This is a genomic window from Neobacillus drentensis (assembly GCF_036962765.1).
Lineage (GTDB): Bacteria > Bacillota > Bacilli > Bacillales > Cytobacillaceae > Neobacillus > Neobacillus drentensis_C.
Genome location: NZ_JBALOS010000072.1, coordinates 1 through 25,734, shown reverse-complemented (window position 1 = coordinate 25,734; position 25,734 = coordinate 1). Strand labels below are relative to the sequence as shown.

The following is a 25,734-nucleotide window of genomic DNA, read 5'->3' as shown; positions in this document are numbered from 1 at the left end:
TTGCGAAAATTGCCTAGAAGCTTAGTATATGACTCTTATTAAGTTTCAAAAGCAACAAAGTTTACGAAAAGAGCCTTAATCAAAGTTAAATTTATTGATGTGTAATAGAACACAGTCAACTAAAAAGAGATTGCATAAAAGTATGAAAGTGAGTGGTCCAAACATGGATCTATTATCAATAAAAGACCCAGCCTTTTTAAAAGGCATGTCGAATAACGAATTGGAGGCTTTAAGTCAAGATATCCGTAAATTTTTGATTGAAAAGCTGTCTGTTACCGGAGGCCATATTGGACCGAATTTAGGTGTAGTCGAATTAACGATTGCCTTACATAAATGCTTTAACAGTCCCACAGATAAGATAATCTGGGATGTAGGACATCAGTCTTATGTTCATAAAATTCTAACTGGCAGAGCTTGTGAGTTTGATACTTTGAGGCAATATAAAGGTTTATGCGGATTCCCAAAACGAGTTGAAAGTGAGCACGATGTATGGGAAACAGGTCATAGTTCCACATCTCTTTCTGCAGCTATGGGAATGGCAATAGCTAGAGATTTAAAAAAGGAAAAATCTTTTGTGATTCCAGTGATTGGTGATGGGGCCTTAACCGGTGGTATGGCATTAGAAGCCTTAAATCATATTGGGCATGAAAAGAAAAACATGATTGTTATCTTGAATGACAACGAGATGTCAATCGCCCCTAATGTTGGTGCTGTTCATAATATACTCGGCCAATTGCGGACAGCTGGAAAATATCAATGGGTGAAAGATGAACTTGAAGTACTGTTGAAAAAAGTACCTGCAGTAGGTGGGAAATTAGCTGCAACCGCTGAAAGAGTAAAAGACAGCCTTAAGTATTTATTTGTTTCGGGGATGTTTTTTGAGGAATTAGGTTTTACCTATCTTGGTCCAATTGATGGTCACAACTTTGATGCATTATTTGAGAATTTCAGCTATGCGAAAAAGACAGAAGGCCCAATCCTTCTTCATGTCATTACTAAAAAGGGTAAAGGGTATCACCCTGCTGAAAGTGACAAAACGGGTACATGGCATGGAACAGGACCATATAAAATTGATACAGGTGCTTTCGTAAAGCCGGCTAAAACTCCACCGCCTGCATGGAGCAGTCTGGTTAGTGAAACCGTTCGAAAGCTTGCCCGAAACGATGAACGTATTGTTGCTATTACACCAGCAATGCCTGTTGGTTCCAAACTTGAGGGGTTTGCTAGTGAATTCCCTGAAAGAATGTATGATGTAGGAATTGCAGAGCAGCACGCAGCGACTGTAGCTGCTGGTTTAGCTACACAAAATATGAAACCATTTCTCGCCATATATTCAACCTTTTTACAACGTGCATACGACCAAGTTGTTCATGATATTTGCAGACAAAATTTAAATGTCTTTATTGGGATCGACCGGGCTGGATTGGTAGGTGCTGATGGTGAAACCCATCAGGGTGTATTTGATATTGCATTTCTAAGACATATTCCAAATATGGTCTTAATGATGCCAAAGGATGAAAATGAAGGTCAACATATGGTTTACACCGCATTGAAGTATGATGACGGTCCGATTGCGATGAGATTCCCGCGTGGAAATGGCATTGGGGTACCAATGGACAAGGACCTTCAATCCATTCCAATTGGTACATGGGAAGTTCTAAAAGAGGGCGATGATGCAGCAATCTTAACCTTCGGAACGACGATTCCAATGGCCTTAAAAGCAGCTGAGGTGCTTGAAAAGAAGGGGATTTCCGTTAAAGTTGTGAATGCTCGCTTTATCAAACCGTTGGATGATAAAATGCTTACCAATCTCCTGTCAAAAAATATGCCAATCCTCACGATTGAGGAGGCTGTTTTACAAGGTGGTTTCGGAAGTGCTATTCTTGAGTTTGCACAGAACCATGGCTTTTATCATTCGCACATCGACAGAATTGGAATCCCGGACAACTTTATCGAACATGGGGATGTCGATTCCCTTCTTGAAGAGATAGGTTTAACAACTGAAGAAGTAATCAAAAGGGTTTCCATTCTAGCTCGAAAAAAACAACAAAGGGCTTAAGAAATGAAAAATAAAGAACGGTTAGATGTTTTACTAGTTGAAAGAGGATTAATTGAAACAAGAGAAAAGGCCAAACGTGCCATCATGGCAGGGCTTGTTTACTCTAATGAAGAGCGGTTAGACAAACCTGGAGAGAAAGTTAAGACAGATATTCCACTAAGCATAAAGGGGAAGGTTCTTCCATATGTTAGCCGCGGGGGATTAAAGCTTGAAAAGGCCTTAAAAGTATTTGATGTAAGTGTATCAGATAAAGTGCTGCTAGACATAGGATCTTCCACTGGAGGCTTTACCGATTGTGCGCTGCAGAATGGAGCAAAGATGTCCTATGCTTTAGATGTAGGCTATAATCAACTTGCATGGAAACTAAGGCAGGATGAACGAGTTGTCGTGATGGAACGGACAAATTTCCGCTATGTCACTCCTGCTGATTTAATTGGAGAGATGCCAAATTTCGCGACAATCGATGTATCTTTTATTTCATTAACTTTGATCTTGCCAGTCTTAAAAACACTTTTAGTTTCAGGAAGTGACGTTATTGCCCTAGTCAAACCGCAATTTGAAGCGGGCCGTGAACAGGTTGGTAAAAAGGGGATCGTTCGGGATGAGAAAGTACATTTACAAGTAATTGATAAAATCATTCATTTTGCATTGCAACAAGGCTACACGATAAAAGACTTATCCTTTTCACCAATCACTGGCGGCGACGGGAATATTGAATACCTGCTCCATTTGAAATGGGAAGGTGAACGGGAGACGGGAGTTAATCAATTACCAATCACCCCGCTAGAGATTGTGAAAGAATCCCATTTAGAATTTAAAACAAAGCAAAATCCAGAAGGATAGGCAAACGCTTATCCTTTTCTTCATATTCTAGGCTATTTCTAAAGAAATTCCTTTCCTTATATAAGAAAAAATGTACAAGTTTATAAAAATCGGCTAACATAATGTGTAGAAGAACTTATTAGAACATAATATTAAGATACATGTTTTCAATGATTATGGGGTGAGACAATGAATAAAGGCCAACGTCATATTAAAATAAGAGAAATCATAGCCAATAATGACATTGAGACGCAAGATGATTTAGTGGATGAACTTAAGAATGCTGGCTATAATATAACGCAAGCTACGGTTTCGAGGGATATTAAAGAATTACATCTTGTTAAAGTTCCCTTAAGTGATGGACGCTATAAATACAGCTTGCCTGCAGACCAAAGGTTTAATCCATTACAAAAATTAAAAAGATCATTAATTGACGCGTTTGTTCGGATTGATTCAGCTGGTCATTTGCTAGTCATGAAGTGCTTACCAGGTAATGCAATGGCAATCGGCGCATTAATTGATAATCTCGATTGGGATGAAATATTAGGAACTATCTGCGGTGATGATACGATGTTAATTATTTGTCGTACACCAGAAGATACTGAGGTCATTACAGCTCGGTTCCTAGATATGCTTTAATTGGGGGAATGTTCCTTGTTAGCAGAATTATCTATTAAGAATTTCGCGATTATCGAGTCCTTGTCCATTACATTTACAAAGGGATTAACGGTTTTAACGGGAGAAACTGGTGCGGGAAAATCCATCATTATAGATGCTATACACTTATTGGTTGGCGGCAGAGGGTCTGCAGAATTTGTGCGGCATGGCGAGGACCGAGCCGAAATAGAAGGCCTATTCCAGCTTGATGATAGTAAACATCCTATCATTGCTAAAGCTTTAGAATTTGGTATCGATATTGAGGAAGGGATGGTCATATTACGACGAGATATTTCCCAATCTGGAAAAAGCATTTGCCGTGTAAATGGAAAGCTTGTCACGATCTCCACTCTCAGGGAAATTGGGTCAACACTGGTTGATATTCATGGGCAGCATGAGCATCAAGAGTTAATGGATGAGACGAGACACCTAGCATTGCTAGACCAATTTGGCGCTGACGATATCTTCCCTTCACAAGGTGAGTATCAGCAAGTCTTTCGTCGTTATGAGCAAACATTACAAAGGTTAAAAGCATTAAGTGAAAATGACCAGCAAACCGCTCATCGACTCGATCTGATACAGTTTCAATTAGATGAAATTCAAAATGCGGATTTAAAAATGAATGAAGATGAAGATCTTTTTGAGGAAAAAAGAAAATTAAATAATTTTGAACGAGTATTTGAAGCCCTTCAATCAAGTCATACTGCCTTGCAAGGGGAACAAAAAGGGCTTGATTGGATTAGCATGGTTATGGGGCATCTTGAAGATGCCGCTGCTATTGATAATACCTATAAAGACATTTATGAAACTGTTTCAAATAGCTACTACCAATTGGAGGATGCAGCTCGATCCTTAAGAAATGATTTAGATGCATTAGAGTTCGACCCACAGCGAATTAATGAAATTGAAGATCGCTTAAATGAAATTAATCGGCTTAAACGCAAATACGGTAAAACAATCAATGAAATATTAGAATATGCTGTAAAAATTGAAGAAGAAATTGAAACATTACAAAATAAAGAAACCCATATAAGCGAATTAGAAAAAGAATTAGTATCGATAAAAAAGGACTTAACACTGGAAGCAAAGCAATTAACGGAAACTCGTCTTAAATGGGCAGATAAACTAACAAAGTTAATACATAAAGAACTAAAAGAATTGTATATGGCAAAGACAGTTTTTGAAATTCGTTTCGAATCAAATACAATGCAGTTTACTAAAAACGGTGTGGATCATGTCGAATTTTATATCTCGACTAACCCTGGAGAGCCATTGAAACCTTTATCTAAAGTAGCCTCTGGAGGAGAATTATCACGTATTATGCTTGCGTTAAAAAGTATTTTCTCTAAGCATCAAGGCGTGACTTCGATTATTTTCGATGAAGTAGATACTGGTGTAAGCGGAAGGGTTGCTCAATCTATTGCAGAGAAAATTTATAAGGTGGCCAGCCAATCTCAGGTATTATGTATCTCACACTTACCCCAGGTAGCTGCAATGGCCGATACCCACTTGTTTATTTCCAAAATAATAAAAGGCGGAAGAACAAAAACGTCTGTCACGCCTTTACAGCTTGAAGATAAGATTAATGAAATTGGCCGGATGATATCGGGAACGGAAATAACCGACCTCACAAAAAAGCATGCTGAAGAATTATTATTTTTAGCTGCGGAGAATAAGAAAAGTGGAAATGGCACTTTAACAGGTCGATGATTTTAGGCATTTTGCCATTCAAAAAAGCTAAAATTACTATATTTTTATTAAAAATTGTAATGCTATCCATTTCGGGTAGCTTTTTTATGTTGAACCAAGTTATAAATGATTGTCAAGGAGGCAAAATTAAAGATGTAGCCATTTAAATGTAATGAAAAGAAGCGAGGAGAGTGAAAAATTTTGAAGTTAGAACTAATTAGAAAGATTATTGGTGGAATTCTCCTTGTTTCATTAATTAGCCTTATTTTTTTTCAGCCTTTGCAGCAATATCTCGCGATACCCAAGACTATTACGGTTTTTGAAGGACAAGACTATACTTTTCAAAAGGCTGTACCGGTATCAGCCTCTTTGGTTTCTCAAAATTCGAATATTACACTTGATCAGGAAAAACATTCGGTTTCAATGACAGCATCTAAGAATGGAAAAAATGAAATGCTGTTAGAGTATGCGGGAATTCCAATAAAAAAGGTGGATGTACGAGTATTAAAAGATTTTAGGGTTATTCCAGGCGGACAGTCAATTGGCGTAAAATTAAATACTGTGGGTGTATTGGTTGTAGGCCACCATCTAATCAATACTATATCCGGTAAGAAGTCACCTGGTGAAATTGCAGGAATAAAAATTGGGGATATCATTACAGAAATAAATGGGAATAAAATAGAAAAAATGACGGATGTAGCACCATATGTGCAAAGTGCAGGACAAGAAGGAAAAGCGCTCGATATGGTTATTAGTCGAGAAAGTGGAAAGTTTACTACAAAACTAACCCCTCTAAAGGACAAAGGGGAAAACATCTATAAGCTCGGTTTATATATTAGAGATTCTGCAGCAGGAATCGGGACAATGACATTTATTCACCCGCAATCTAAGAAATATGGTGCCCTAGGGCATGTAATATCTGACATGGATACCAAACAACCAATTGTTGTAGAAGATGGACAAATTGTTCGCTCAACCGTAACTTCCATTGAAAAGGGGAGTAACGGAGATCCAGGTGAAAAGCTTGCACGCTTTTCTTCCGACCGAGAAATTGTCGGTAATATCCAAAAGAATAGCCCATTTGGAATTTTTGGTGAAATGGTAAAAGATTTAAAAAATGGCGTTATGGATAAACCACTGCCAATTGCGTTATCACATCAGGTAAAAGAAGGACCAGCCAAAATTTTAACAGTTGTGAATAATGACCAAGTTGAAGAATTTGACATTGAAATTGTCAGCACAATTCCGCAAAAGTTTCCAGCAACCAAAGGCATGGTAATAAAAGTAACCGACCCTAAACTCCTTAAAAAAACAGGAGGAATTGTTCAAGGGATGAGTGGCAGTCCAATCATTCAAGATGGAAAGCTAATTGGAGCAGTTACACATGTCTTTGTTAACGATCCAACTTCAGGGTACGGGGTACACATTGAATGGATGTTAAATGAAGCTGGAATTAACATATATGAAATGCCAAAGAACAAAGCGAGTTAACACATTGGGAGCAAAATAGGAAACATCCCTATTTTGCTTTTTTACATAAACGCTTTTCGACAAAAATAACCCAAATATTAGAAAAAGCGCGTTTTACGTCGAAAAGGTGAGANNAAGATAAGATTTTATCACTATTTTAAGAAATATTAAAAAAATGAGAGGAATTTTTGTTGCATTGTCGAATTTCTAATTTAGAATAGAGTTAAGAGAATACAGCTGATAAGGAACGTAAGTTGAAATAGAGCTGATGATATAAACCCTGAGGAGGAACTGGAAGTGAAGAAAATTAAAGTATGTGTCGTTGATGACAATCGAGAACTAGTAGGATTATTAGAGGACTTTATTTCGTCCCAAGATGATATGGAAGTGGCAGGGATTGCTCACAATGGTCAAGAGTGTTTAGAAATGTTATCTCATACTGACCCTGATGTTCTAGTTCTGGATATTATCATGCCTCATCTTGATGGACTAGCTGTTCTGGAGCGCCTCCGTGACATAAAAAAAGGCGTCCTGCCAAATGTTATTATGTTAACGGCGTTTGGTCAAGAAGATGTTACGAAAAAAGCGGTTGAACTAGGTGCATCGTATTTTATTTTGAAACCATTTGATATGGAGAATCTAGGCAGCCATATTCGACAAGTTAGTGGAAATACGAATAATTCGTTTACTCGAAAATCTACATCATCAACCACATATCGTTCTCAAACTGAACAAAAACCTAAGAATTTGGATGCTAGTATTACAAGTATCATTCATGAAATTGGTGTTCCAGCTCATATTAAAGGGTATTTATATTTACGTGAAGCCATTTCAATGGTTTACAATGATATCGAACTTTTAGGTTCCATCACAAAAGTTCTATACCCAGATATCGCAAAAAAATATAATACAACGGCAAGCCGTGTTGAAAGGGCCATCCGTCATGCAATTGAAGTAGCTTGGAGTAGAGGTAACATTGATTCCATATCTTCCTTGTTCGGATATACCGTAAGCATGTCGAAGGCGAAGCCAACTAATTCGGAATTTATTGCCATGGTGGCTGATAAGCTACGTCTAGAGCATAAGGCATCTTGAAAAGAATAAAATAAATGTAAGCCTTCATCAAAAGAATGAAGGCTTTTTCTATACTTTCTATTTGGTTGGCTATGTTAAAGCTTATTGTTGATTTTGGCACCCTGTTGATTGGAGCGGAAGGCGCGAAGACTCCTGCGGGAGGACGGGGCAGGGGAGACCCCGCAGGAGCGCAGCGACGAGGAGGCTCCCCGGACCGCCCGCGCCTGGAGCGGAAATCAACAGGCAAGTTTAACAGAGCCATTCGGTTAAATAACTTGGTAGTAGTTATGAATTATCTTTTTCACTTTCCAATTCCATCAGTTTTTGAATAAGAATATGTTGAGGCATGTGCATAAGCTGTTCTATCGGCACATTTAATTTTTGGGAAAGTTTAATAGCAGTTTCAGGTGATAACTGTAAGGGTTTCATTTGGTATTCCTCCTATATTAAGTTGGGATGTGAAAATATGACTCAGATTTTTGCGCATCGTGGTTATTCCGCTTCTTTTGCCGAAAATACGCTAAGAGCCTTTATAGAAGCAGAGAATGCTGGAGCTGACGGATTAGAATTGGATGTACAATTAACTAAAGACGGAGAAATAGTTGTCATCCATGATGAAAAAGTCGATCGAACCACAGACGGTAAAGGGTTTGTAAAGGATTTTTTATATAAAGATCTTCGGAAATTGAATGCAAATAAAAAAGACAACATAATAGAACCCATACCTGCATTAAAAGAGGTGTTTGAATGGCTGACCACCAATAAATTATTATGTAATATAGAGCTGAAAAATGGACTTTTTCCCTATAAAGGGATGGAAGAAAAAGTCATTAAGCTTATTTACAAATATCAGTTAGTAGATAGAATTATTATTTCCTCGTTTAATCATTATAGTATCGTCTATAGCTTTCGTTTAGCACCAGAAATAGAAACGGCTCCTCTTTTTTTTGAAGGAATCTACATGCCTTGGGTCTATTCCAAAGCAATTCATGCGAAAGGGATACATCCTAAATACTCGACAATTTCAGATGAAGTTATCCTAAAAACAATTGACAATGGAATAGCTGTACGACCCTATACTGTAAATAATGAAGTGGATCTGCGTCGTCTTTTTAATATAAACTGCACGGCACTAATTACTGACGACCCAGTAAAGGCGTTAAGGATACGAAAACAATTTGAAAAGAGACCTTAGTGGCCTCTTTTTATTTTGATTTGTTAAATCTTTTTTGAACCTTGCTTCTTTTTCGATCGCGATGAAAGATAAATCCAGCGACAAATCCTAGACCGCCGACAAAAAAGACTAAACCAGTTAGAAACTGAAGCAATAAATTAGGGAATGGTGCTTGCAGTATCCCAAATAACATATCACGCATTAATTTAATGCCAATAGCGGCTAGTATACCAGGAATTAATACAATAATGAGGGCAATAATTCGCTTCATAAATAAATCCTTCCAATATCAAATTTTGCAAAATGAAAAGTCTTATTTTGATTATATCTCAAGAAAATTTTATTACATAGATAAAATTTGTCAATGATTGTGATTGGATATAAAATAGGTATGAAAAAAGTTGCATGTATTTCTTAAGTAATCTTGAAAAATTTTTCTTATAAGGGGTAATAAAATGCAAAACGTTATGATTGTTGGTGCAGGAAAAGGTGGTACAGCAATCTTAAAGATTTTAAAAGAATCTGAAGTGTTAAAGGTTTGTGCAGTTATTGATCGGAATTTAGATGCACCTGGCGTTTTGTTAGCACGGCAAGAAGGAATTAAAACAGGAACCAACTGGCATCCATACTTAGTTGATAAGATTGATATTATTATTGATGTAACTGGAGATGAATCAGTTTTCCAAGAATTACGAAAAGCTAAAAAGGAACATACGGTTTTGATTCCAGGCAGCGTCGCCTTTCTAGTTGCAAAGATTATGGAAGAAAAGGAAGATCTGATCGAAAAGCATAAAAATGAATCCTATCAACAGGAATTAATCTTTAACGCTACAAATGACGGTATGGTTGTTATTGATAAGGACGGAAAAGTCATCCTATTTAACAAGCGTGCACAAGAAATTATCGGGGTAACGAAAGAGCAGGCAATCGGCAAATACGTGGTTGAAGTAATTCCAACGAGTCGGCTTCCATACATCCTAGAATCACGAAGAATTGAAGCAAACCAAGAATTGATTTTGGAAAATAATCGAAAGATTATAACTACACGTATTCCTATTATTGAGGAAAATGGAACCTTGATCGGGGCATTTGCAGTTTTTAAAGATATTACTGAAGTTGTTAATCTTGCTGAGGAACTAACAGATTTAAGAGAAATTCAAACCATGCTTCAAGCTATTATTCATTCAAGTGATGATGCGATTTCTGTAGTAGACGAAAATGGCAGGGGGATCCTTATTAATCCTGCCTACTCACGGATTACGGGACTTACACAGGATCAGGTAATTGGACAGCCTGCTACAGCTGACATATCTGAGGGAGATAGTATGCACATGAAAGTTCTGCAAACGAGGAGGGCTGTCCGCGGGGTACCAATGAGGGTGGGACCAAACAAAAGAGAAGTAATTGTTAATGTTGCGCCAATAATTGTAAAAGGAAAATTAAAGGGCAGTGTGGGTGTCATCCACGATATGTCCGAAATCAAATCACTGAATAGAGAATTGAACCGCGCCCGCCAGCTTATCCGTAAACTCGAAGCAAAATATACGTTTGAAGATATCATTGGTCAATCAGATGAGATGATGCTTGCGATTGAACAAGCAAAATTAGGAGCAAAAACTCCTGCAACTGTCCTCCTGCGCGGTGAATCAGGAACAGGGAAGGAATTATTTGCCCATGCTATACATAATGCAAGTGACCGTAAATATAACAAATTTATTAGGGTCAATTGCGCAGCGATTTCCGAAACATTATTGGAAAGTGAATTATTTGGCTATGAAGAAGGCGCTTTTTCAGGAGCGGTAAGAGGTGGAAAAAGAGGTTTTTTCGAAGAAGCCAATAATGGCAGTATTTTTCTAGATGAAATTGGTGAACTTCCAGTAAACACACAGGCAAAACTGCTCAGGGTCTTGCAGGAAAAAGAAATCATTCGAGTAGGAGGAACAAAGCCTGTATCGATTAATGTGAGGATCATTGCAGCAACTAATGTCAATTTAGAAAAGGGTATTGCTAAAGGCTCCTTTCGGGAAGACTTATATTATCGTTTAAATCGGATGCCAATCCAAATACCTCCATTAAGGAAGCGAAAAGAAGAAATCCCGCTTTTAAATGAAAGGCTTATTCAAAAAATAAGTCAGGACTATGGACGAAATGTAGAAGGAATTACTCCAGCTGCACAAAAGCAATTAATGGACTATGACTGGCCAGGAAACGTAAGAGAATTAGAAAATATTCTTGGCAGAGCGATAATTTTTATGAATTATAATGAGCAGTTTATTGATGTTCAGCATTTGCCAGAATTAAAAAATAAAAAAAGTACAAATGAACATTTTTTAAGCAATAGTAATGATGCCGTGATGATCGACCGAACATTATCAGATTTGATGGATGAATTTGAAGCGAAAATTATTAAGCAGACCCTTCTTCGTTTAAATGGGAATAAGACATTGACAGCAAAAACGCTTGGATTGTCAGTTAGGAATTTATATTATAAGATTGAAAAATATGATATTGAAAAAAATAGCATGCAATAAATTGCATACCACGAAAAAAAATGCAGGGTCAATTTGTGGTAATAAAGCGTTTTCATTAAAAAAGGTTTGGCACGGAAATTGCATATTATATTATGGGAGTTGCAGTAAGAGGAGAAAGGGTTGATGACAACTTGTTGCTTGATTCACTAATTGACAAAGCAGCCCAAGTACGTACAAACACCGTTGCAGTTGCTGCGGCAGAAGATTTAGAGGTTATTGAAGCTGTCATAGCTGCAATAGACCAAAATCTTGCAAATTTTATTTTATTTGGTGACGAAGAAAAGATTAAAGCCATTATGGAAGAAAAAAAACACCAAAACATAAGTGATATATGTTTGAAAATTGTCAATGCTGATTCTAGTGCTGCAGCGGCAGAATTAGCAGTAAAGGCCGTTTTTACAAAAGAAGCAAATGTGCTGATGAAAGGTAATATTCCAACTAATATTTTCTTAAAAGCAGTCTTGAATAAGGAATACGGCCTAAGGACAGGAAATGTCTTATCACATATAGCTGTGTTTGAATCCCCAGGCATTAATCGTTTTACGATTGTAACAGACGCTGCAATGAATATCGCTCCTGATTTGGAACAGAAAGCACAAATTATTAAAAATGCAGTCTCCATTGCGCAGTCGATTGGTATAGAACTGCCAAAANNTCCTGCCATGCAGGCTACATTAGATGCAGCGGCATTAACTGTAATGAATAAACGAGGACAAATTTCAGGCTGCATTGTAGATGGACCTCTAGGTTTAGACAATGCAGTATCAACACTTGCCGCAGAACACAAAGGGATAAACAGTGAAGTGGCAGGTAAAGCAGATATTTTATTAGTACCAACTATCGAAGTTGGCAATGTTTTATATAAATCATTAATCTATTTCGCAAATGCAAAAGTTGGTGCCGTTATTGCCGGGGCAAAAGCCCCAATCGTGTTAACATCGAGGTCAGATTCTGCTGAAAGTAAGCTTTATTCTCTTGCACTTGCGTTATGCTGTGCTACATCAAAATAGATATTCAAATATTGAGGAGGAATTTTAGATGGAAATTTTCAAGTACTTAGAACAATACGATTATGAGCAAGTGGTATTCTGTCAAGATAAACAATCAGGTTTAAAAGCAATTATTGCTATTCATGATACAACATTAGGGCCAGCTTTAGGTGGAACACGTATGTGGACATATGCCTCTGAAGAAGCTGCTATTGAAGATGCGCTGCGTCTTGCAAAAGGAATGACCTATAAGAATGCCGCTGCAGGGTTAAATCTAGGCGGTGGTAAAACGGTTATCATCGGCGATCCACGGAAAGATAAGAATGAAGAGATGTTCCGTGCTTTCGGCCGTTACATCCAAGGCTTAAATGGCAGATATATTACAGCAGAAGATGTAGGCACAACAGTAGCAGACATGGATTTAATTCACGAAGAGACAGATTATGTAACTGGTATCTCTCCAGCATTTGGCTCATCAGGCAATCCTTCCCCGGTAACAGCTTTTGGTGTTTATCGCGGTATGAAAGCAGCGGCGAAAGAGGCGTTTGGAACTGATTCACTAGAAGGAAAAGTTGTTGCCATTCAAGGAGTCGGAAATGTAGCGTATACACTATGTGAATATTTGCATGAAGAAGGGGCTCAGCTTATTGTAACAGATATTAATAAAGAAGCTGTTAACCGTGCCGTAGAAGCATTTGGAGCCCTTGCAGTAGACCCTGATGAAATTTATGGTGTCGAATGTGATATTTACGCACCATGTGCATTAGGAGCAACCATTAATGATGAAACCATTCCACAATTAAAAGCAAAAGTTATTGCTGGTTCGGCTAACAATCAATTAAAAGATACCCGTCATGGCGATATCATCCACGAAATGGGTATTGTTTACGCTCCGGATTACGTAATTAATGCTGGAGGCGTAATCAATGTAGCTGATGAATTATATGGTTACAACCAAGAGCGGGCAATGAAAAAGGTGGAACAGCTCTATACAACAATCGAAAAGGTTATTGAAATTTCAAAACGTGATGGCATCCCAACATACGTGGCAGCTGACCGTATGGCAGAAGAAAGAATTGCCAGAATTCGTAACTCAAGAAGCCAATTTCTTCAAAACGGCCATCATATTTTAAGTCATAGAATTTCTAGATAATTAATTTTTTGTCCAAATAGTTCTGCAATGCGCTGAATGGAATATTCAGCGTCTTTGCCTTTCATAGGACATTTATAGGTATTTAATTAACACTCGACTTCAATCATTTAGAAAACCAATTGGAGGTCAAAACGTTGCAAGATAATGAATATCGGATTCTCGTCATCAACCCAGGCTCGACATCCACGAAGATCGGGGTTTTCGATAATGATATTTCCATTTTTGAAAAAACGATTCGGCATGATTCAGAAATTATCAACTCTTTTGCAAATATTATTGATCAATATGAATTTAGAAAAACAACAATTTTGGAAACACTGGATAATGAAGGGATAAATATTTCCAAATTGTCGGCTGTTTGTGGCCGCGGGGGATTGCTGCGACCGATAGAAGGGGGCACCTATGCGGTTAATGATGTGATGTTAAAAGATTTACGGTCAGGTTATGCCGGACAGCATGCATCAAATCTTGGTGGGATTATTGCCTACGAAATAGCTTCTGCTTTAAATATTCCATCTTACATCGTGGATCCGGTTGTTGTTGATGAGCTTGAACCACTTGCAAGAATTTCTGGTTTTTCCTTAATTGAGCGAAAAAGCATCTTTCACGCCTTAAATCAGAAAGCAGTGGCAAGAAGGATTGCAAAGGAAATGGGAAAAAAATACTCCGACCTAAATTTAATTGTTACTCATATGGGTGGAGGTATTACCGTAGGTGTTCATAAGCAGGGTAAGGTTATTGATGTCAACAATGGTCTTCATGGGGATGGACCATTTAGTCCAGAACGGGCAGGAACGGTTCCTGTTGGAGATTTAGTAGCCCTTTGTTATTCTGGAGAATATTATCGGGAAGAAATAATGAAGATGCTTGTTGGCCAAGGCGGCCTAGTTGGTTATCTCGGTACGAATGATGCAGTTAAGGTAGAGCAGCGAATTGCAGCAGGAGATAAAGAAGCAAAACTTATTTATGATGCAATGGCCTATCAAGTAGCCAAAGAAATTGGGGCTGCTAGTGCTGTTCTTTCAGGAAAAGTGGATGCGATTATTTTGACTGGCGGCCTTGCCTATGGGAAAGGATTTGTGAAAACAATCACCGACAGAACCAATTGGATTGCTGATGTTATCGTTCATCCTGGTGAAAATGAGCTTCAAGCACTTACTGAAGGTGCGCTGCGAGTCTTAAAGGGCGAGGAAGAGGAAAAAATTTATCCTGGGAATTTTAAAACAGTAAAAATTTAAGGTTAAGGGGAGGAAAAAACGTGGCACAAGAATATGATTTAGTTGTTCTTGGCGGAGGAACTGGCGGCTATGTAGCGGCAATTAGGGCCTCTCAGCTTGGCTTAAAAACAGCGATTGTAGAAAAAGGAAAACTTGGTGGTACATGTCTGCATAAAGGGTGTATTCCTAGTAAGGCACTGCTTCGAAGTGCAGAAGTTTATGCAACAACCAAGCATAGTAAAGATTTTGGAGTCATTACAAGTGATGTTTCTGTTGATTTTGGATTAGTTCAGAACAGGAAGAATAAAATAGTTGATCAACTCCATAAGGGTGTTCAGCATTTAATGAATCAAGGAAAAATTGATGTTTATGAAGGATTAGGCAGAATCTTGGGACCATCTATTTTTTCTCCAATGCCGGGGACCATATCTGTTGAAATGAATAACGGTGAAGACAATGAAATGCTTCTTCCTAAAAATGTGATTATCGCAACAGGTTCAAGACCAAGGACCCTTCCTGGACTTGAAATAGATCGAGAATATGTTATGTCCTCTGATGAAGCATTAGAATTAGAGACACTTCCTAGTTCCATTATTATTGTTGGTGGAGGCGTAATTGGAATAGAATGGGCCTCCATGCTGAAAGATTTTGGGGTGGATGTAACAGTTATTGAATATGCTGATCGAATTATTCCGACTGAAGATAAAGAAATATCAAAAGAAATGCAGCGCTTGATGAAGAAAAAAGGAATTACCCTTGTAACAAGTGCAAAAGTCCTCCCAGAAACGTTAGTTAAGGACAATGGAGTAGCGATTTCCGCAGAAGTAAAGGGCACATTAAAAGAATTTAAAGCTGAAAAAATTCTTGTTTCAGTCGGACGTCAGGCAAATATAGAAGGAATTGGGCTTGAGAATACAGAAATACATGTAGAGAAGGGTTTTATTGAAACAAATGAATTCTTCCAAACCAAAGAATCACATATTTATGCGATTGGTGATGTCATTGGTGGATTACAACTTGCCCATGTTGCTTCACATGAAGGGATCATTGCAGTCGAGCATATTACTGGGAAGGATCCTTCGCCACTGCAGTATCATCTAGTATCTAGATGTATTTATAGCAATCCAGAGGTTTCCAGTGTGGGGATAACAGAAGACCAAGCCGTAGAAAAAGGTCATAAAGTAAAAACAGGTAAGTTTTCTTTTCGTGCGATTGGAAAAGCACTTGTCTTTGGAGAATCTGATGGATTTGTAAAAATCGTTGCGGATGAAGAGACCAACGATATTCTAGGTGTGCATATGATTGGGCCGCATGTAACAGACATGATTACGGAGGCAGGGCTTGCGATGGTATTAGATGCAACTCCTTGGGAAATTGCCCATACGATTCATCCTCACCCGACTCTATCAGAAGCAATTGGTGAAGCTGCGCTTGCAGTTGATGGGAAAGCAATCCATTCTTAATAAACATTGGGAGGTAAGAATAGATGACAGAAAAGCGTCATGATGCTTTAGGTTTAAGCGACGAAAAAGTAATGGAAATGTACGAAACTATGTTATTAGCCCGCCGTATTGATGAGCGGATGTGGTTATTAAACCGTGCCGGTAAAATTCCCTTCGTAATTTCTTGTCAGGGACAGGAAGCCGCACAAGTTGGAGCTGCATTTGCACTAGATCCTGAAAAAGATTATGTTCTTCCATATTATCGTGATATGGGTGTAGTCTTAACGTTTGGTATGACGCCAAGGGAACTGATGCTTTCAGGTTTTGCTAAAGCAGAAGACCCCAATTCAGGCAGCCGGCAAATGCCTGGTCACTTTGGCCAAAAGAAAAATCGAATCGTCACAGGCTCATCGCCAGTAACTACTCAAGTTCCCCACGCCGTTGGAATTGCTCTAGCAGGTAAAATGGAGAGAAAAGACCTTGTTACGTTTGTAACGTTTGGAGAGGGCTCCTCTAACCAAGGTGATTTCCATGAGGGTGCCAACTTTGCAGGTGTTCATAAACTTCCTGTTATTTTTATGTGTGAAAATAACAAGTATGCAATTTCAGTTCCAATCGAAAAACAATTAGCGTGCGAAAAAGTTTCAGACCGAGCGATTGGATATGGTATGCCAGGCCTTACTGTAGATGGAAACGATCCACTTGAAGTATATCAAGCAGTGAAGGAAGCAGTTGTCCGTGGCAGAAGTGGGGAAGGACCAACCCTAATTGAAACGGTTTCTTACCGTCTAACACCACACTCTTCTGATGATGACGACCGGTCTTATCGTGCACCAGATGAGGTTGCCAAAGCAAAGACCCAGGATCCAATCATTACCTTTGGTGCCTATTTAAAGGAAACAGGTGTCATGGATGATGCGCTAGAAAAAGAAATAAATGACCGCGTAATGAAACTTGTGAATGAGGCGACAGACTATGCAGAAAATGCACCGTACTCTGCACCTGAAGATGCGCTGAAATATGTATATGCGGACTTGTAAGGGGGATGAATCATGGCGATAATTTCATATATTGATGCAATCACAATGGCAATGCGAGAAGAAATGGAAAGAGATCCTAAGGTTTTTGTCCTTGGTGAAGATGTTGGTTTAAAAGGCGGTGTATTTAAGGCGACGCAGGGGTTATATGACCAATTTGGGGAAGAACGGGTTATTGATACACCCCTTGCTGAATCTGCCATTGCTGGGGTAGGAATTGGGGCAGCGATGTATGGCATGCGCCCAATTGCCGAAATGCAATTTGCTGACTTTATCATGCCAGCAGTCAATCAAATTATTTCAGAAGCGGCTAAAATCCGCTATCGATCCAATAACGACTGGAGTTGTCCAATGGTTATTCGGGCACCATATGGCGGAGGTGTTCATGGTGCACTTTATCATTCCCAATCTGTTGAAGCAGTATTTGCAAATCAGCCTGGATTAAAAATTGTTATGCCGTCCACACCTTACGATGCTAAAGGGCTATTAAAGGCAGCCGTTCGTGACAATGACCCGGTTTTATTTTTTGAGCATAAACGTGCGTATCGATTAATCAAGGGTGAGGTTCCAACAGATGATTACACCCTGCCAATCGGTAAAGCTGATGTAAAACGTGAAGGAGAAGATATTACCGTCATTACGTATGGTCTATGTGTCCATTTTGCCCTTCAAGCAGCGGAAAAATTAGCAAAGGATGGTATCTCCGCACATATTCTTGATTTGAGAACGGTCTATCCGCTTGATAAAGAAGCAATCATTGAGGCTGCTTCGAAAACAGGTAAGGTCCTTCTTGTTACCGAGGATACTAAAGAAGGCAGTATTATTGGTGAAGTCGCTGCAATCATTGCAGAAAATTGCTTATTTGAATTAGATGCACCGATTATGCGGTTAGCTGGACCGGATGTACCAGCGATGCCTTATTCTCCAACAATGGAGAAATTCTTTATGGTGAATCCTGAAAAGGTCGAAAAAGCAATGCGCGAACTAGCTGAGTACTAAAACGAAAAGCCCAAGCGATAAGGGGATAGGCGCCTGAGCTGGACAATAGGAGTGTGTAAATCGTGGTAATTGAACAAATCAAAATGCCTCAGTTAGGGGAAAGCGTAACCGAGGGTACTATAAGTAAATGGCTTGTATCTGTAGGAGATAAAGTAAATAAATACGACCCTCTGGCAGAAGTAATGACAGATAAGGTAAATGCAGAAATTCCATCCTCCTTTACAGGTATCATAAAGGAACTAATTGCGGAAGAAGGTGATACCTTAGCAGTTGGGGAAAAGATCTGCATGATAGAATTGGAAGGCGGAACAACAGCTGAGGCTTCTGAAGTACCAGCTGCACCAAGCACTAGTTCAGAAACCAGCGGTGCAATAAATGTTGAACAAGCGGACCAAGGGAACAAAGCCCGATACTCTCCAGCGGTCCTTAAAATCTCTCAAGAACATGGCATCGATTTAACAAAGGTGTCAGGCACCGGTGCAGGTGGACGGATTACAAGAAAAGATCTATTAAAATTAATTGAATCAGGTAATATTCCTGTTGCAGGACAGGGAGTAGAAGCTAAAAATGAGTCAGCCGTTGTCAATGAAACAAAACAAGAAGTGGCAAAGCCGGTTTCTACACCAACACCACCAGCTACAGCAGTGAACATCCCGGTTGCCGTTGGGGACATTGAAATTCCAGTCACAGGTATCCGCAAAGCAATTGCTGCTAACATGCTGCGGAGCAAGCATGAAGCACCACATGCCTGGACGATGATTGAAGTGGATGCCACTAATTTGGTGGAGTACCGTAATACAATAAAAGACGAGTTTAAGAAAAAAGAAGGCTTTAATTTAACCTTTTTCGCTTTCTTTGTTAAAGCTGTTGCTCAAGCATTAAAAGAATTTCCACAAATTAATTCTATGTGGGCGGGAGATAAAATCATCCAAAAGAAAGATATCAATATTTCAATCGCAGTCGCAACGGATGATGCTCTTTATGTTCCTGTAATCAAACAGGCTGATGAAAAAACAATTAAAGGGATTGCACGTGAAATATCTGAGCTTGCTGTCAAAGTAAGAACAGGCAAACTAAGATCGGAAGATATGCAGGGTGGAACCTTTACTGTGAACAACACTGGATCTTTTGGTTCTGTCCAATCCATGGGGATTATTAATTACCCACAGGCAGCCATTCTTCAAGTTGAGTCCATTGTTAAACGTCCAGTTGTTATGAATAATGGAATGATTGCTGTTCGCGATATCGTGAATTTATGTATGTCACTTGATCATAGAGTATTAGACGGCCTCGTTTGCGGACGTTTCTTACAACGTGTAAAGGAAATACTAGAAAATACATCAAAATCAACAACTACGATTTATTAAAAATAGGCTGTGTTAGGTTCTAACTAAGTTGATTGGAGCGTAAATCAATCGGCAAGTTTAACAAAGCCTAATAATAAATTACCGCTGCCAAGAATGGCAGCGGTTGTTTTGTTTTTGATTGCTTGAATCGTGTTTGTGCCATAAAATAGTAGGTAGTAGAATTATGTGAATTTTATTTCAATTGTTTTAGGGAGGGGATGAGAAGTTTGGATAAATTAAAGAATCAATCTTTTCCTTCAGTATCCACAGATGAATGGAAAGTCAAGGCGGAACAATCACTAAAAGGAAAGTCGGTTGGATCCTTACAAACAACTACATATGAAAACATAATTTTGAAACCGCTTTATTCACGACAGGATGAGAAGGCGGTGCCTGATTATCCAGGTGGTTCAGACTTAAGAAGAGGCATTTACCCGTTGGGCTATGTGACTAATGATTGGAAGATTGCACAACGACTATCTTGCTGTAAAGTAGAGGAATTGAAGGGAAAACTTGATCATGCTTTTGAAAAAGGACAAACAGCCATCTCATTTAATTTCTCGAAAGATTTGTTAGATGCAAACCTATGGAGAGAATTGGCAGAATCATATAGTCAATATCCTTTTGCTATCAATGCCAATGATGCACATATTCCTTTATTATCTCTTTTAGAAAACACGGTGGAACAAGAGGTAACTAGAGATAAAATCAGTGGATTCATTGGTTCTGACCCCGTTTCTCAATTTGCTAAAGAAGGATATATTTCTGAAGAATTTGTTAAGGATTGGGTTATTAGCATTAGGAGCTCGTCTGAAAAGTTTCCTCATTTGCGGACAATTTTAATCGATACTGCACCATATCATCATGGCGGGGCAAGCGCAGTTCAAGAACTTGGAATTGCGATGGGCGAAGGGATATTCTATCTTGAAAGGCTTCTGGAAGCGGGACTAGAACTGGATGAAATTTTTGCAAAGATGATTTTTCAATTCTCGATTGGCAGCAATTTTTTCATGGAAATGGCAAAGCTTCGCGCAGCACGTATTCTATGGAATCGTATTAGTGATGTTTACGGTGCGAGTTGTGACATGGCTAAAATGCAGATTGCAGCAGAAACGTCTTCATTTACAAAAACAGTGACTGATTCGCATGTAAACCTCCTTCGGGCTGGAAATGAAGCATTTGCAGCTGTGGCGGGAGGTGTTCAATATTTACATGTCAGTCCATTTGATCATCTTACCGGCGCCAATCCATCTTCAGATAGAATTGCTAGAAATACACAACTGCTTTTGAAAGAAGAAGCACATCTAAAAACAGTCGTCGATCCTGCTGGGGGTTCTTGGTATGTGGAACACCTTACCAATGAACTAGCAGAAAAAGCATGGTTCTTTTTTCAAGGGATAGAAACACATGGCGGCATTTTAGAAGTATTAAAAACAAATTGGCTACAGAAGGAAATAGCTGCTGTCTATGAAAAAAGGATTCAAGATGTCCAAACAAGAAGGACAAGTATAGTCGGGACAAATGTCTACGCTAATTTGGATGAAAAAGTTACATATAAAGTCCCGCAAGCGAAAAATTCATTCTTTGCTACTAGAGAAGATACCTTTGAAATAGACGCTATTCCTGACAGCAGGTTGGCAGAACCATACGAAGAATTACGGCAAAAAGCAATCCTTCTCGAAGAAAAATTAGATTCTAAGCCATTTGTAGGTATGATTTGCCTTGGCGGGTTAAAGCAGCATAAAGCAAGGCTTGATTTTATGAAAGGTTTTCTAGCAGCTGGAGGTATGAAGGCTGTAGAAAGTAACCCTATTTTTTCTGTAGAGGATGCCAGACAATTCGTTCTAGAACAACCGGCAAAATTCTATTGCTTTTGTGGAACGAATGATCAATATGAAACAATGGGACATGACATCCTGAATGCTTTAAAAACTGAAAACCCTGAGCATACTTTTTACTTAGCAGGCCTTCCAGAAAAAGAAAAACAGACTCTGTGGATAGATGAGGGTATTCGGCAGTTTATCCATGTGAAAAGCAATTGTTATGAAACGCTGCTGTCAATCCTTAGTGCGTTGGAGGTGAGTAAGGTTGAAGAAACAAAAGCCTGATTTTCAAAATATATCCTTATTTGACGAACAAAAATTTATGACCAAGGAAGAGTGGCAGCAAAAGGTTGAACAAGAAATAAATAGTTCACTAGATGATCTGCTCTTTGAGACAAATGAACAAATCAGTTTAAAACCGCTTTATACAAAAGAGGACCGGAAAGACCTAGAGCATCTTGATGACCTGCCTGGACTTCCTCCTTTTACACGAGGTCCATATCCTACGATGTATGTAAATCGTCCATGGACGGTTAGACAATATGCAGGTTTTTCAACTGCTGAGGAAAGTAATGCCTTCTATCGAAGAAATCTAGCGATGGGACAAAAGGGATTATCGGTTGCGTTTGACTTAGCCACTCACCGCGGCTATGACTCCGATCATCCTCGAGTAGTCGGTGATGTTGGTAAAGCAGGGGTGGCAATAGATTCTATTCTTGATATGAAGACGCTGTTTGAGGGGATACCATTAGACCAAATGTCCGTATCCATGACTATGAACGGGGCTGTCCTGCCGATTCTTGCTTTTTTCATCGTGACCGCTGAAGAACAGGGGGTAAGTCAGGAGAAACTGGCTGGTACAATTCAAAATGACATTTTAAAAGAATATATGGTCCGAAATACTTATATTTATCCACCAGAAATGTCTATGAAAATAATAGCTGATATATTTGAATATACCTCCAAGCATATGCCAAAGTTTAATAGTATTAGTATTTCGGGTTATCATATGCAGGAAGCGGGGGCACCAGCCGATTTAGAACTGGCATACACGCTTGCAGATGGCTTGGAATACGTACGGACGGGTCTTAAGGCAGGAATTGAAATCGACTCATTTGCCCCAAGGTTGTCCTTTTTCTGGGCCATTGGGATGAATTACTTTATGGAAGTAGCGAAAATGCGGGCGGCAAGGTTGATTTGGGCAAAGATGATGAAGTCCTTCTCTCCAAACAACGAAAAATCATTAGCGCTACGTACACATTCACAAACATCTGGCTGGAGTTTGACCGAGCAAGATCCGTTTAATAATGTCACTCGCACTTTAATCGAAGCACATGCAGCGGCAATGGGGCATACCCAATCCCTGCATACTAACGCCTTGGATGAAGCAATTGCCTTGCCAACGGATTTTTCTGCGCGGATTGCTCGTAACACGCAATTGTTTTTACAAGAGGAAACAGGGATTACCAATGTTATTGATCCGTGGGCAGGTTCTTACTACGTTGAGAAATTAACAGATGAATTGGTTAATCGAGCTTGGACCCATATCGAAGAAATAGAAAGTCTTGGTGGCATGGCCAAAGCGATTGAAACCGGCCTGCCAAAGATGAGAATTGAAGAGGCTGCAGCCAAAAGACAGGCACAAATTGATTCAGGCAAAGAAACAATTATCGGTGTTAACCGGTATCGATTAGAAAAAGAAGAAGCGATTGATATTTTAGATATTGATAATACTGCTGTTCGTTTAAAACAAATCGAAAAATTAAATGCTTTAAAAGCTGGGCGAGATGTCCAGAAGGTAAAAGAAACGCTAACTGCGTTAACGAAAGCGGCGGAAACTGGAGAACAGAACTTATTAGAATTAGCCGTACAAGCAGCAAGGGCGAGAGCGACACTTGGGGAAATATCCGATGCGATTGAACAGGTTGCGAGCCGACATAAGGCCGTGATTCGTTCAATCAGCGGTGTGTATAGTACTGCTTTTAGCAATGAGGAAGAAATAATTCAAGTAAAAAAAATGACAGATGAATTCCTTGAAAATGAGGGGAGAAGACCAAGAATACTGATTGCGAAAATGGGTCAGGATGGTCATGACCGCGGGGCCAAAGTAATTGCTACAGCCTTCGCTGACCTTGGATTTGATGTGGATATTGGACCATTATTTCAAACTCCAGAAGAAACAGCGATGCAAGCTGTTGAAAACGATGTTCATGTTATTGGAATGAGTTCGCTTGCTGCAGGTCATAAAACGCTTCTCCCACAATTGGTCGAGGAATTAAAAAAACTAGGCAGAGATGATATTTTGGTTGTTATTGGCGGTGTCATCCCAGCCCAGGATTATCAATTTTTAAATGACCATGGTGCTTCTGCCATCTTTGGGCCAGGTACGATTATACCAGTCGCGGCACAAAAGGTAGTCAAAGAGATTTATCGCAAACTCGGTTATGAGGAAGTGGCCCAATAATGGCACCTGATCAAAAGCCGGAATGGAATGATCCGAACCATCCAGAAAATTGTTCAAGTGTGATAAGAAAAGGTCAAGAGCATGAAGGACAAAATGCATCTATTCAACCAAATATCCGCTTTCAAAAACGCAGAATCTCTGAACCGACTGTTGAAGAGCTTTATGAAGGGGTCATAAAAGGAAATAGGAGTCTTTTAGCGAGAGCTATTACCCTTGTTGAGAGCAATGCTGAACAGCATTTTCAAAAAGCACAACAGCTGCTTCAAAAACTTCTTCCTAAAAGTGGTCATTCAATCCGCATAGGAATTACGGGTGTTCCTGGTGCAGGTAAAAGTACATTTATTGAGACATTTGGTACGTATCTTTGCAGTTTAGGGCATCGGGTCGCAGTGTTAGCGATTGATCCTAGCTCGAGCATTAGCGGCGGAAGTATCCTTGGTGACAAAACCAGAATGGAGCAGTTATCAAGGAACCCGCAAGCCTTTATCCGTCCTTCCCCTACCGCAGGAAAACTAGGCGGGGTTCATCGGAAGACAAGAGAGGCCATGTTAATTTGTGAGGCTGCAGGTTTTGATGTCATCTTAATCGAAACAGTTGGTGTTGGGCAAAGTGAAGTCATTATCAGAGATATGGTCGATTTTTTCATGCTGTTAGTCCTTACTGGTGCGGGTGATGAATTGCAAGGGATGAAAAAAGGGATTATGGAATTAGCTGATGCCGTACTTGTTCATAAAGCAGATGGAACGAACAAACAGATAGCGGAGCAAACGAAAAATGAGTATAATCGTATCCTTCACTTTCTCCATCCAGCTACAAAAGGGTGGGCTACAAAAGCCTATACATGTTCTTCTTTGACCCAAGAGGGTATTAGCGATGTATGGAATGTCATACAATCCTTTGAACAAAAGGGGAAAACATCAGGGGTGCTAATCGAAAGAAGAAAAGCCCAAGCTAAGGAATGGCTCTATTCGCTGATTACCGACCAACTTCAATTTCATTTTTTTCATCACAATGGAGTTAAAGATGCCCTCCCTAAGTTAGAAAATGAAGTTATTGCAGGAGAAAAAACGGTGGCTACGGCTGTTGATGCGTTATTTAATATCTATTTAGGATAGAAGAGTGAAACGGCCATTAAATTTCTTCAAAAGAAATAAGATTCTACATTTGAAAAAAACATATTTTTACTGTTAATATGTAGATATAGGCATAAATCTAAGGAGTGAATTTAATGAGCATGGATTTTAATTTCTTTATGAATGATGTTGTTAAACAGGCACGTCAAGAAATCGTGTCTGCTGGATATAAAGAACTGATAACACCTGAGGAAGTGGAAGCAGCCCTTGAACAAAAAGGGACTACTTTAGTGATGATTAATTCTGTCTGTGGTTGTGCTGGCGGCATTGCACGTCCTGCAGCAGCACATGCCCTTCATTTTGATAAACGCCCTGATCAGCTTGTCACTGTTTTTGCAGGACAGGACAAGGAAGCAACTGAAAAGGCACGAAGCTATTTCACTGGCTATCCGCCATCCTCTCCATCATTTGCCCTCTTAAAGGACGGTAAGATTGTATCAATGGTGGAAAGACATCAAATTGAAGGCTATGATCCAGCAACAGTCGTTGCAAAACTTCAAAAAGAGTTTGATGAATATTGCGAAGAAGTTTAATAAAGGCTATTTTTGCATAGATAGTTGTTTTTCGTATAATTTCATCAACCCGTATAACTAGGTGCTTCGTGGCATCTTTTCGTTAGAACCTTTGCGGAAATTGCCTAGAAAGTTAGTAAATG

21 protein-coding genes are annotated in these 25,734 nt (G+C 39.2%); 19 read left to right on the top strand and 2 right to left on the bottom strand.

Annotated features, from left to right (window positions below; genetic code table 11):
* The first annotated feature begins 163 nt into the window (after positions 1-163).
* From dxs to spo0A, 6 genes are all read left to right on the top strand, one after another.
* On the top strand, positions 164-2,059 hold the full coding sequence (gene dxs / locus V7137_RS10805; RefSeq protein ID WP_335698091.1) for a 1-deoxy-D-xylulose-5-phosphate synthase: 1,896 nt from the start codon (positions 164-166) through the stop codon (positions 2,057-2,059).
* A gap of 3 nt (positions 2,060-2,062) precedes the next feature.
* Positions 2,063-2,902, top strand: a complete 840-nt coding sequence (locus V7137_RS10800) for a TlyA family RNA methyltransferase (protein ID WP_335698090.1) — start codon at positions 2,063-2,065, stop codon at positions 2,900-2,902.
* Between the two features lie 168 nt (positions 2,903-3,070).
* The gene (ahrC, locus tag V7137_RS10795) at positions 3,071-3,520 is read left to right on the top strand and encodes a transcriptional regulator AhrC/ArgR (RefSeq protein ID WP_335698089.1); all 450 of its coding nucleotides are present in this window, start codon (positions 3,071-3,073) and stop codon (positions 3,518-3,520) included.
* A gap of 15 nt (positions 3,521-3,535) precedes the next feature.
* Positions 3,536-5,248, top strand: coding sequence for a DNA repair protein RecN (gene recN, locus V7137_RS10790; protein WP_335698088.1), 1,713 nt, complete (start codon positions 3,536-3,538; stop codon positions 5,246-5,248).
* Between the two features lie 180 nt (positions 5,249-5,428).
* A complete protein-coding gene (spoIVB, locus tag V7137_RS10785; protein WP_218349417.1) occupies positions 5,429-6,718 on the top strand; it encodes a SpoIVB peptidase in 1,290 nt (429 codons plus the stop codon).
* A 276-nt stretch (positions 6,719-6,994) separates the two neighbouring features.
* Positions 6,995-7,792: a sporulation transcription factor Spo0A gene (spo0A, locus tag V7137_RS10780; RefSeq protein WP_335698087.1), complete on the top strand. Its 798-nt coding sequence runs from the start codon at positions 6,995-6,997 to the stop codon at positions 7,790-7,792.
* A gap of 264 nt (positions 7,793-8,056) precedes the next feature.
* Here the strand turns inward: spo0A and V7137_RS10775 are convergent, their stop codons facing one another.
* The gene (locus V7137_RS10775; protein WP_335698086.1) at positions 8,057-8,200 is read right to left on the bottom strand and encodes a YycC family protein; all 144 of its coding nucleotides are present in this window, start codon (positions 8,198-8,200) and stop codon (positions 8,057-8,059) included.
* A 37-nt stretch (positions 8,201-8,237) separates the two neighbouring features.
* On the opposite strand from V7137_RS10775, the gene V7137_RS10770 reads away from it, so the two are divergent.
* Positions 8,238-8,966 carry a glycerophosphodiester phosphodiesterase gene (locus tag V7137_RS10770; protein ID WP_335698085.1) on the top strand — a complete coding sequence of 243 codons (729 nt, stop codon included), beginning with the start codon at positions 8,238-8,240 and terminating at the stop codon, positions 8,964-8,966.
* Between the two features lie 10 nt (positions 8,967-8,976).
* Here V7137_RS10770 and V7137_RS10765 read toward each other — a convergent pair whose 3' ends face one another.
* Positions 8,977-9,216, bottom strand: a complete 240-nt coding sequence (locus V7137_RS10765) for a DUF2627 domain-containing protein (RefSeq protein ID WP_335698084.1) — start codon at positions 9,214-9,216, stop codon at positions 8,977-8,979.
* A gap of 184 nt (positions 9,217-9,400) precedes the next feature.
* Here V7137_RS10765 and V7137_RS10760 point away from each other — a divergent pair, with 184 nt between their 5' ends.
* The 12 genes from V7137_RS10760 (at position 9,401) to V7137_RS10705 (ending at position 25,612) form a co-directional block, all read left to right on the top strand.
* On the top strand, positions 9,401-11,476 hold the full coding sequence (locus tag V7137_RS10760) for a sigma 54-interacting transcriptional regulator (RefSeq protein WP_335698083.1): 2,076 nt from the start codon (positions 9,401-9,403) through the stop codon (positions 11,474-11,476).
* A gap of 131 nt (positions 11,477-11,607) precedes the next feature.
* A complete protein-coding gene (gene yqiS / locus V7137_RS10755) occupies positions 11,608-12,486 on the top strand; it encodes a phosphate butyryltransferase (protein ID WP_335698121.1) in 879 nt (292 codons plus the stop codon).
* A 28-nt stretch (positions 12,487-12,514) separates the two neighbouring features.
* The gene (gene bcd / locus V7137_RS10750; RefSeq protein ID WP_335698082.1) at positions 12,515-13,618 is read left to right on the top strand and encodes a branched-chain amino acid dehydrogenase; all 1,104 of its coding nucleotides are present in this window, start codon (positions 12,515-12,517) and stop codon (positions 13,616-13,618) included.
* Positions 13,619-13,752: 134 nt separating this feature from the next.
* Positions 13,753-14,856 (top strand): butyrate kinase, encoded by a 1,104-nt coding sequence (gene buk, locus V7137_RS10745; protein ID WP_335698081.1) that lies wholly within the window; start codon positions 13,753-13,755, stop codon positions 14,854-14,856.
* Between the two features lie 20 nt (positions 14,857-14,876).
* The gene (lpdA, locus tag V7137_RS10740; protein ID WP_335698080.1) at positions 14,877-16,298 is read left to right on the top strand and encodes a dihydrolipoyl dehydrogenase; all 1,422 of its coding nucleotides are present in this window, start codon (positions 14,877-14,879) and stop codon (positions 16,296-16,298) included.
* A 23-nt stretch (positions 16,299-16,321) separates the two neighbouring features.
* Positions 16,322-17,317, top strand: coding sequence for a thiamine pyrophosphate-dependent dehydrogenase E1 component subunit alpha (locus V7137_RS10735; RefSeq protein ID WP_335698079.1), 996 nt, complete (start codon positions 16,322-16,324; stop codon positions 17,315-17,317).
* Positions 17,318-17,329: 12 nt separating this feature from the next.
* Positions 17,330-18,313 (top strand): alpha-ketoacid dehydrogenase subunit beta, encoded by a 984-nt coding sequence (locus V7137_RS10730; protein ID WP_218349253.1) that lies wholly within the window; start codon positions 17,330-17,332, stop codon positions 18,311-18,313.
* A gap of 62 nt (positions 18,314-18,375) precedes the next feature.
* Complete coding sequence (locus V7137_RS10725; protein ID WP_335698077.1) at positions 18,376-19,680, top strand: dihydrolipoamide acetyltransferase family protein; 1,305 nt, start codon at positions 18,376-18,378, stop codon at positions 19,678-19,680.
* A gap of 197 nt (positions 19,681-19,877) precedes the next feature.
* The gene (locus tag V7137_RS10720; protein WP_335698076.1) at positions 19,878-21,767 is read left to right on the top strand and encodes a methylmalonyl-CoA mutase subunit beta; all 1,890 of its coding nucleotides are present in this window, start codon (positions 19,878-19,880) and stop codon (positions 21,765-21,767) included.
* The gene (gene scpA, locus V7137_RS10715; protein WP_335698075.1) at positions 21,748-23,946 is read left to right on the top strand and encodes a methylmalonyl-CoA mutase; all 2,199 of its coding nucleotides are present in this window, start codon (positions 21,748-21,750) and stop codon (positions 23,944-23,946) included. Before V7137_RS10720 ends, scpA begins: the two co-directional genes overlap by 20 nt.
* On the top strand, positions 23,946-25,061 hold the full coding sequence (gene meaB, locus V7137_RS10710; protein WP_335698074.1) for a methylmalonyl Co-A mutase-associated GTPase MeaB: 1,116 nt from the start codon (positions 23,946-23,948) through the stop codon (positions 25,059-25,061). The genes scpA and meaB overlap by 1 nt, the downstream gene beginning before the upstream one ends.
* Before the next feature lie 113 nt (positions 25,062-25,174).
* Complete coding sequence (locus tag V7137_RS10705) at positions 25,175-25,612, top strand: BrxA/BrxB family bacilliredoxin (protein WP_218349243.1); 438 nt, start codon at positions 25,175-25,177, stop codon at positions 25,610-25,612.
* Positions 25,613-25,734 lie beyond the last annotated feature (122 nt).

Bases quoted from the DNA above. Each gene is read 5' to 3' on its own strand.
- dxs (WP_335698091.1), top strand. From the start codon at position 164: ATGGATCTATTATCAATAAAAGACCCAGCCTTTTTAAAAGGCATGTCG.
- V7137_RS10800 (WP_335698090.1), top strand. From the start codon at position 2,063: ATGAAAAATAAAGAACGGTTAGATGTTTTACTAGTTGAAAGAGGATTA.
- ahrC (WP_335698089.1), top strand. From the start codon at position 3,071: ATGAATAAAGGCCAACGTCATATTAAAATAAGAGAAATCATAGCCAAT.
- V7137_RS10775 (WP_335698086.1), bottom strand. From the start codon at position 8,200: ATGAAACCCTTACAGTTATCACCTGAAACTGCTATTAAACTTTCCCAA.
- V7137_RS10770 (WP_335698085.1), top strand. From the start codon at position 8,238: ATGACTCAGATTTTTGCGCATCGTGGTTATTCCGCTTCTTTTGCCGAA.
- V7137_RS10765 (WP_335698084.1), bottom strand. From the start codon at position 9,216: ATGAAGCGAATTATTGCCCTCATTATTGTATTAATTCCTGGTATACTA.
- V7137_RS10760 (WP_335698083.1), top strand. From the start codon at position 9,401: ATGCAAAACGTTATGATTGTTGGTGCAGGAAAAGGTGGTACAGCAATC.
- bcd (WP_335698082.1), top strand. From the start codon at position 12,515: ATGGAAATTTTCAAGTACTTAGAACAATACGATTATGAGCAAGTGGTA.
- V7137_RS10735 (WP_335698079.1), top strand. From the start codon at position 16,322: ATGACAGAAAAGCGTCATGATGCTTTAGGTTTAAGCGACGAAAAAGTA.
- V7137_RS10730 (WP_218349253.1), top strand. From the start codon at position 17,330: ATGGCGATAATTTCATATATTGATGCAATCACAATGGCAATGCGAGAA.
- V7137_RS10720 (WP_335698076.1), top strand. From the start codon at position 19,878: ATGAGAAGTTTGGATAAATTAAAGAATCAATCTTTTCCTTCAGTATCC.
- meaB (WP_335698074.1), top strand. From the start codon at position 23,946: ATGGCACCTGATCAAAAGCCGGAATGGAATGATCCGAACCATCCAGAA.
- V7137_RS10705 (WP_218349243.1), top strand. From the start codon at position 25,175: ATGAGCATGGATTTTAATTTCTTTATGAATGATGTTGTTAAACAGGCA.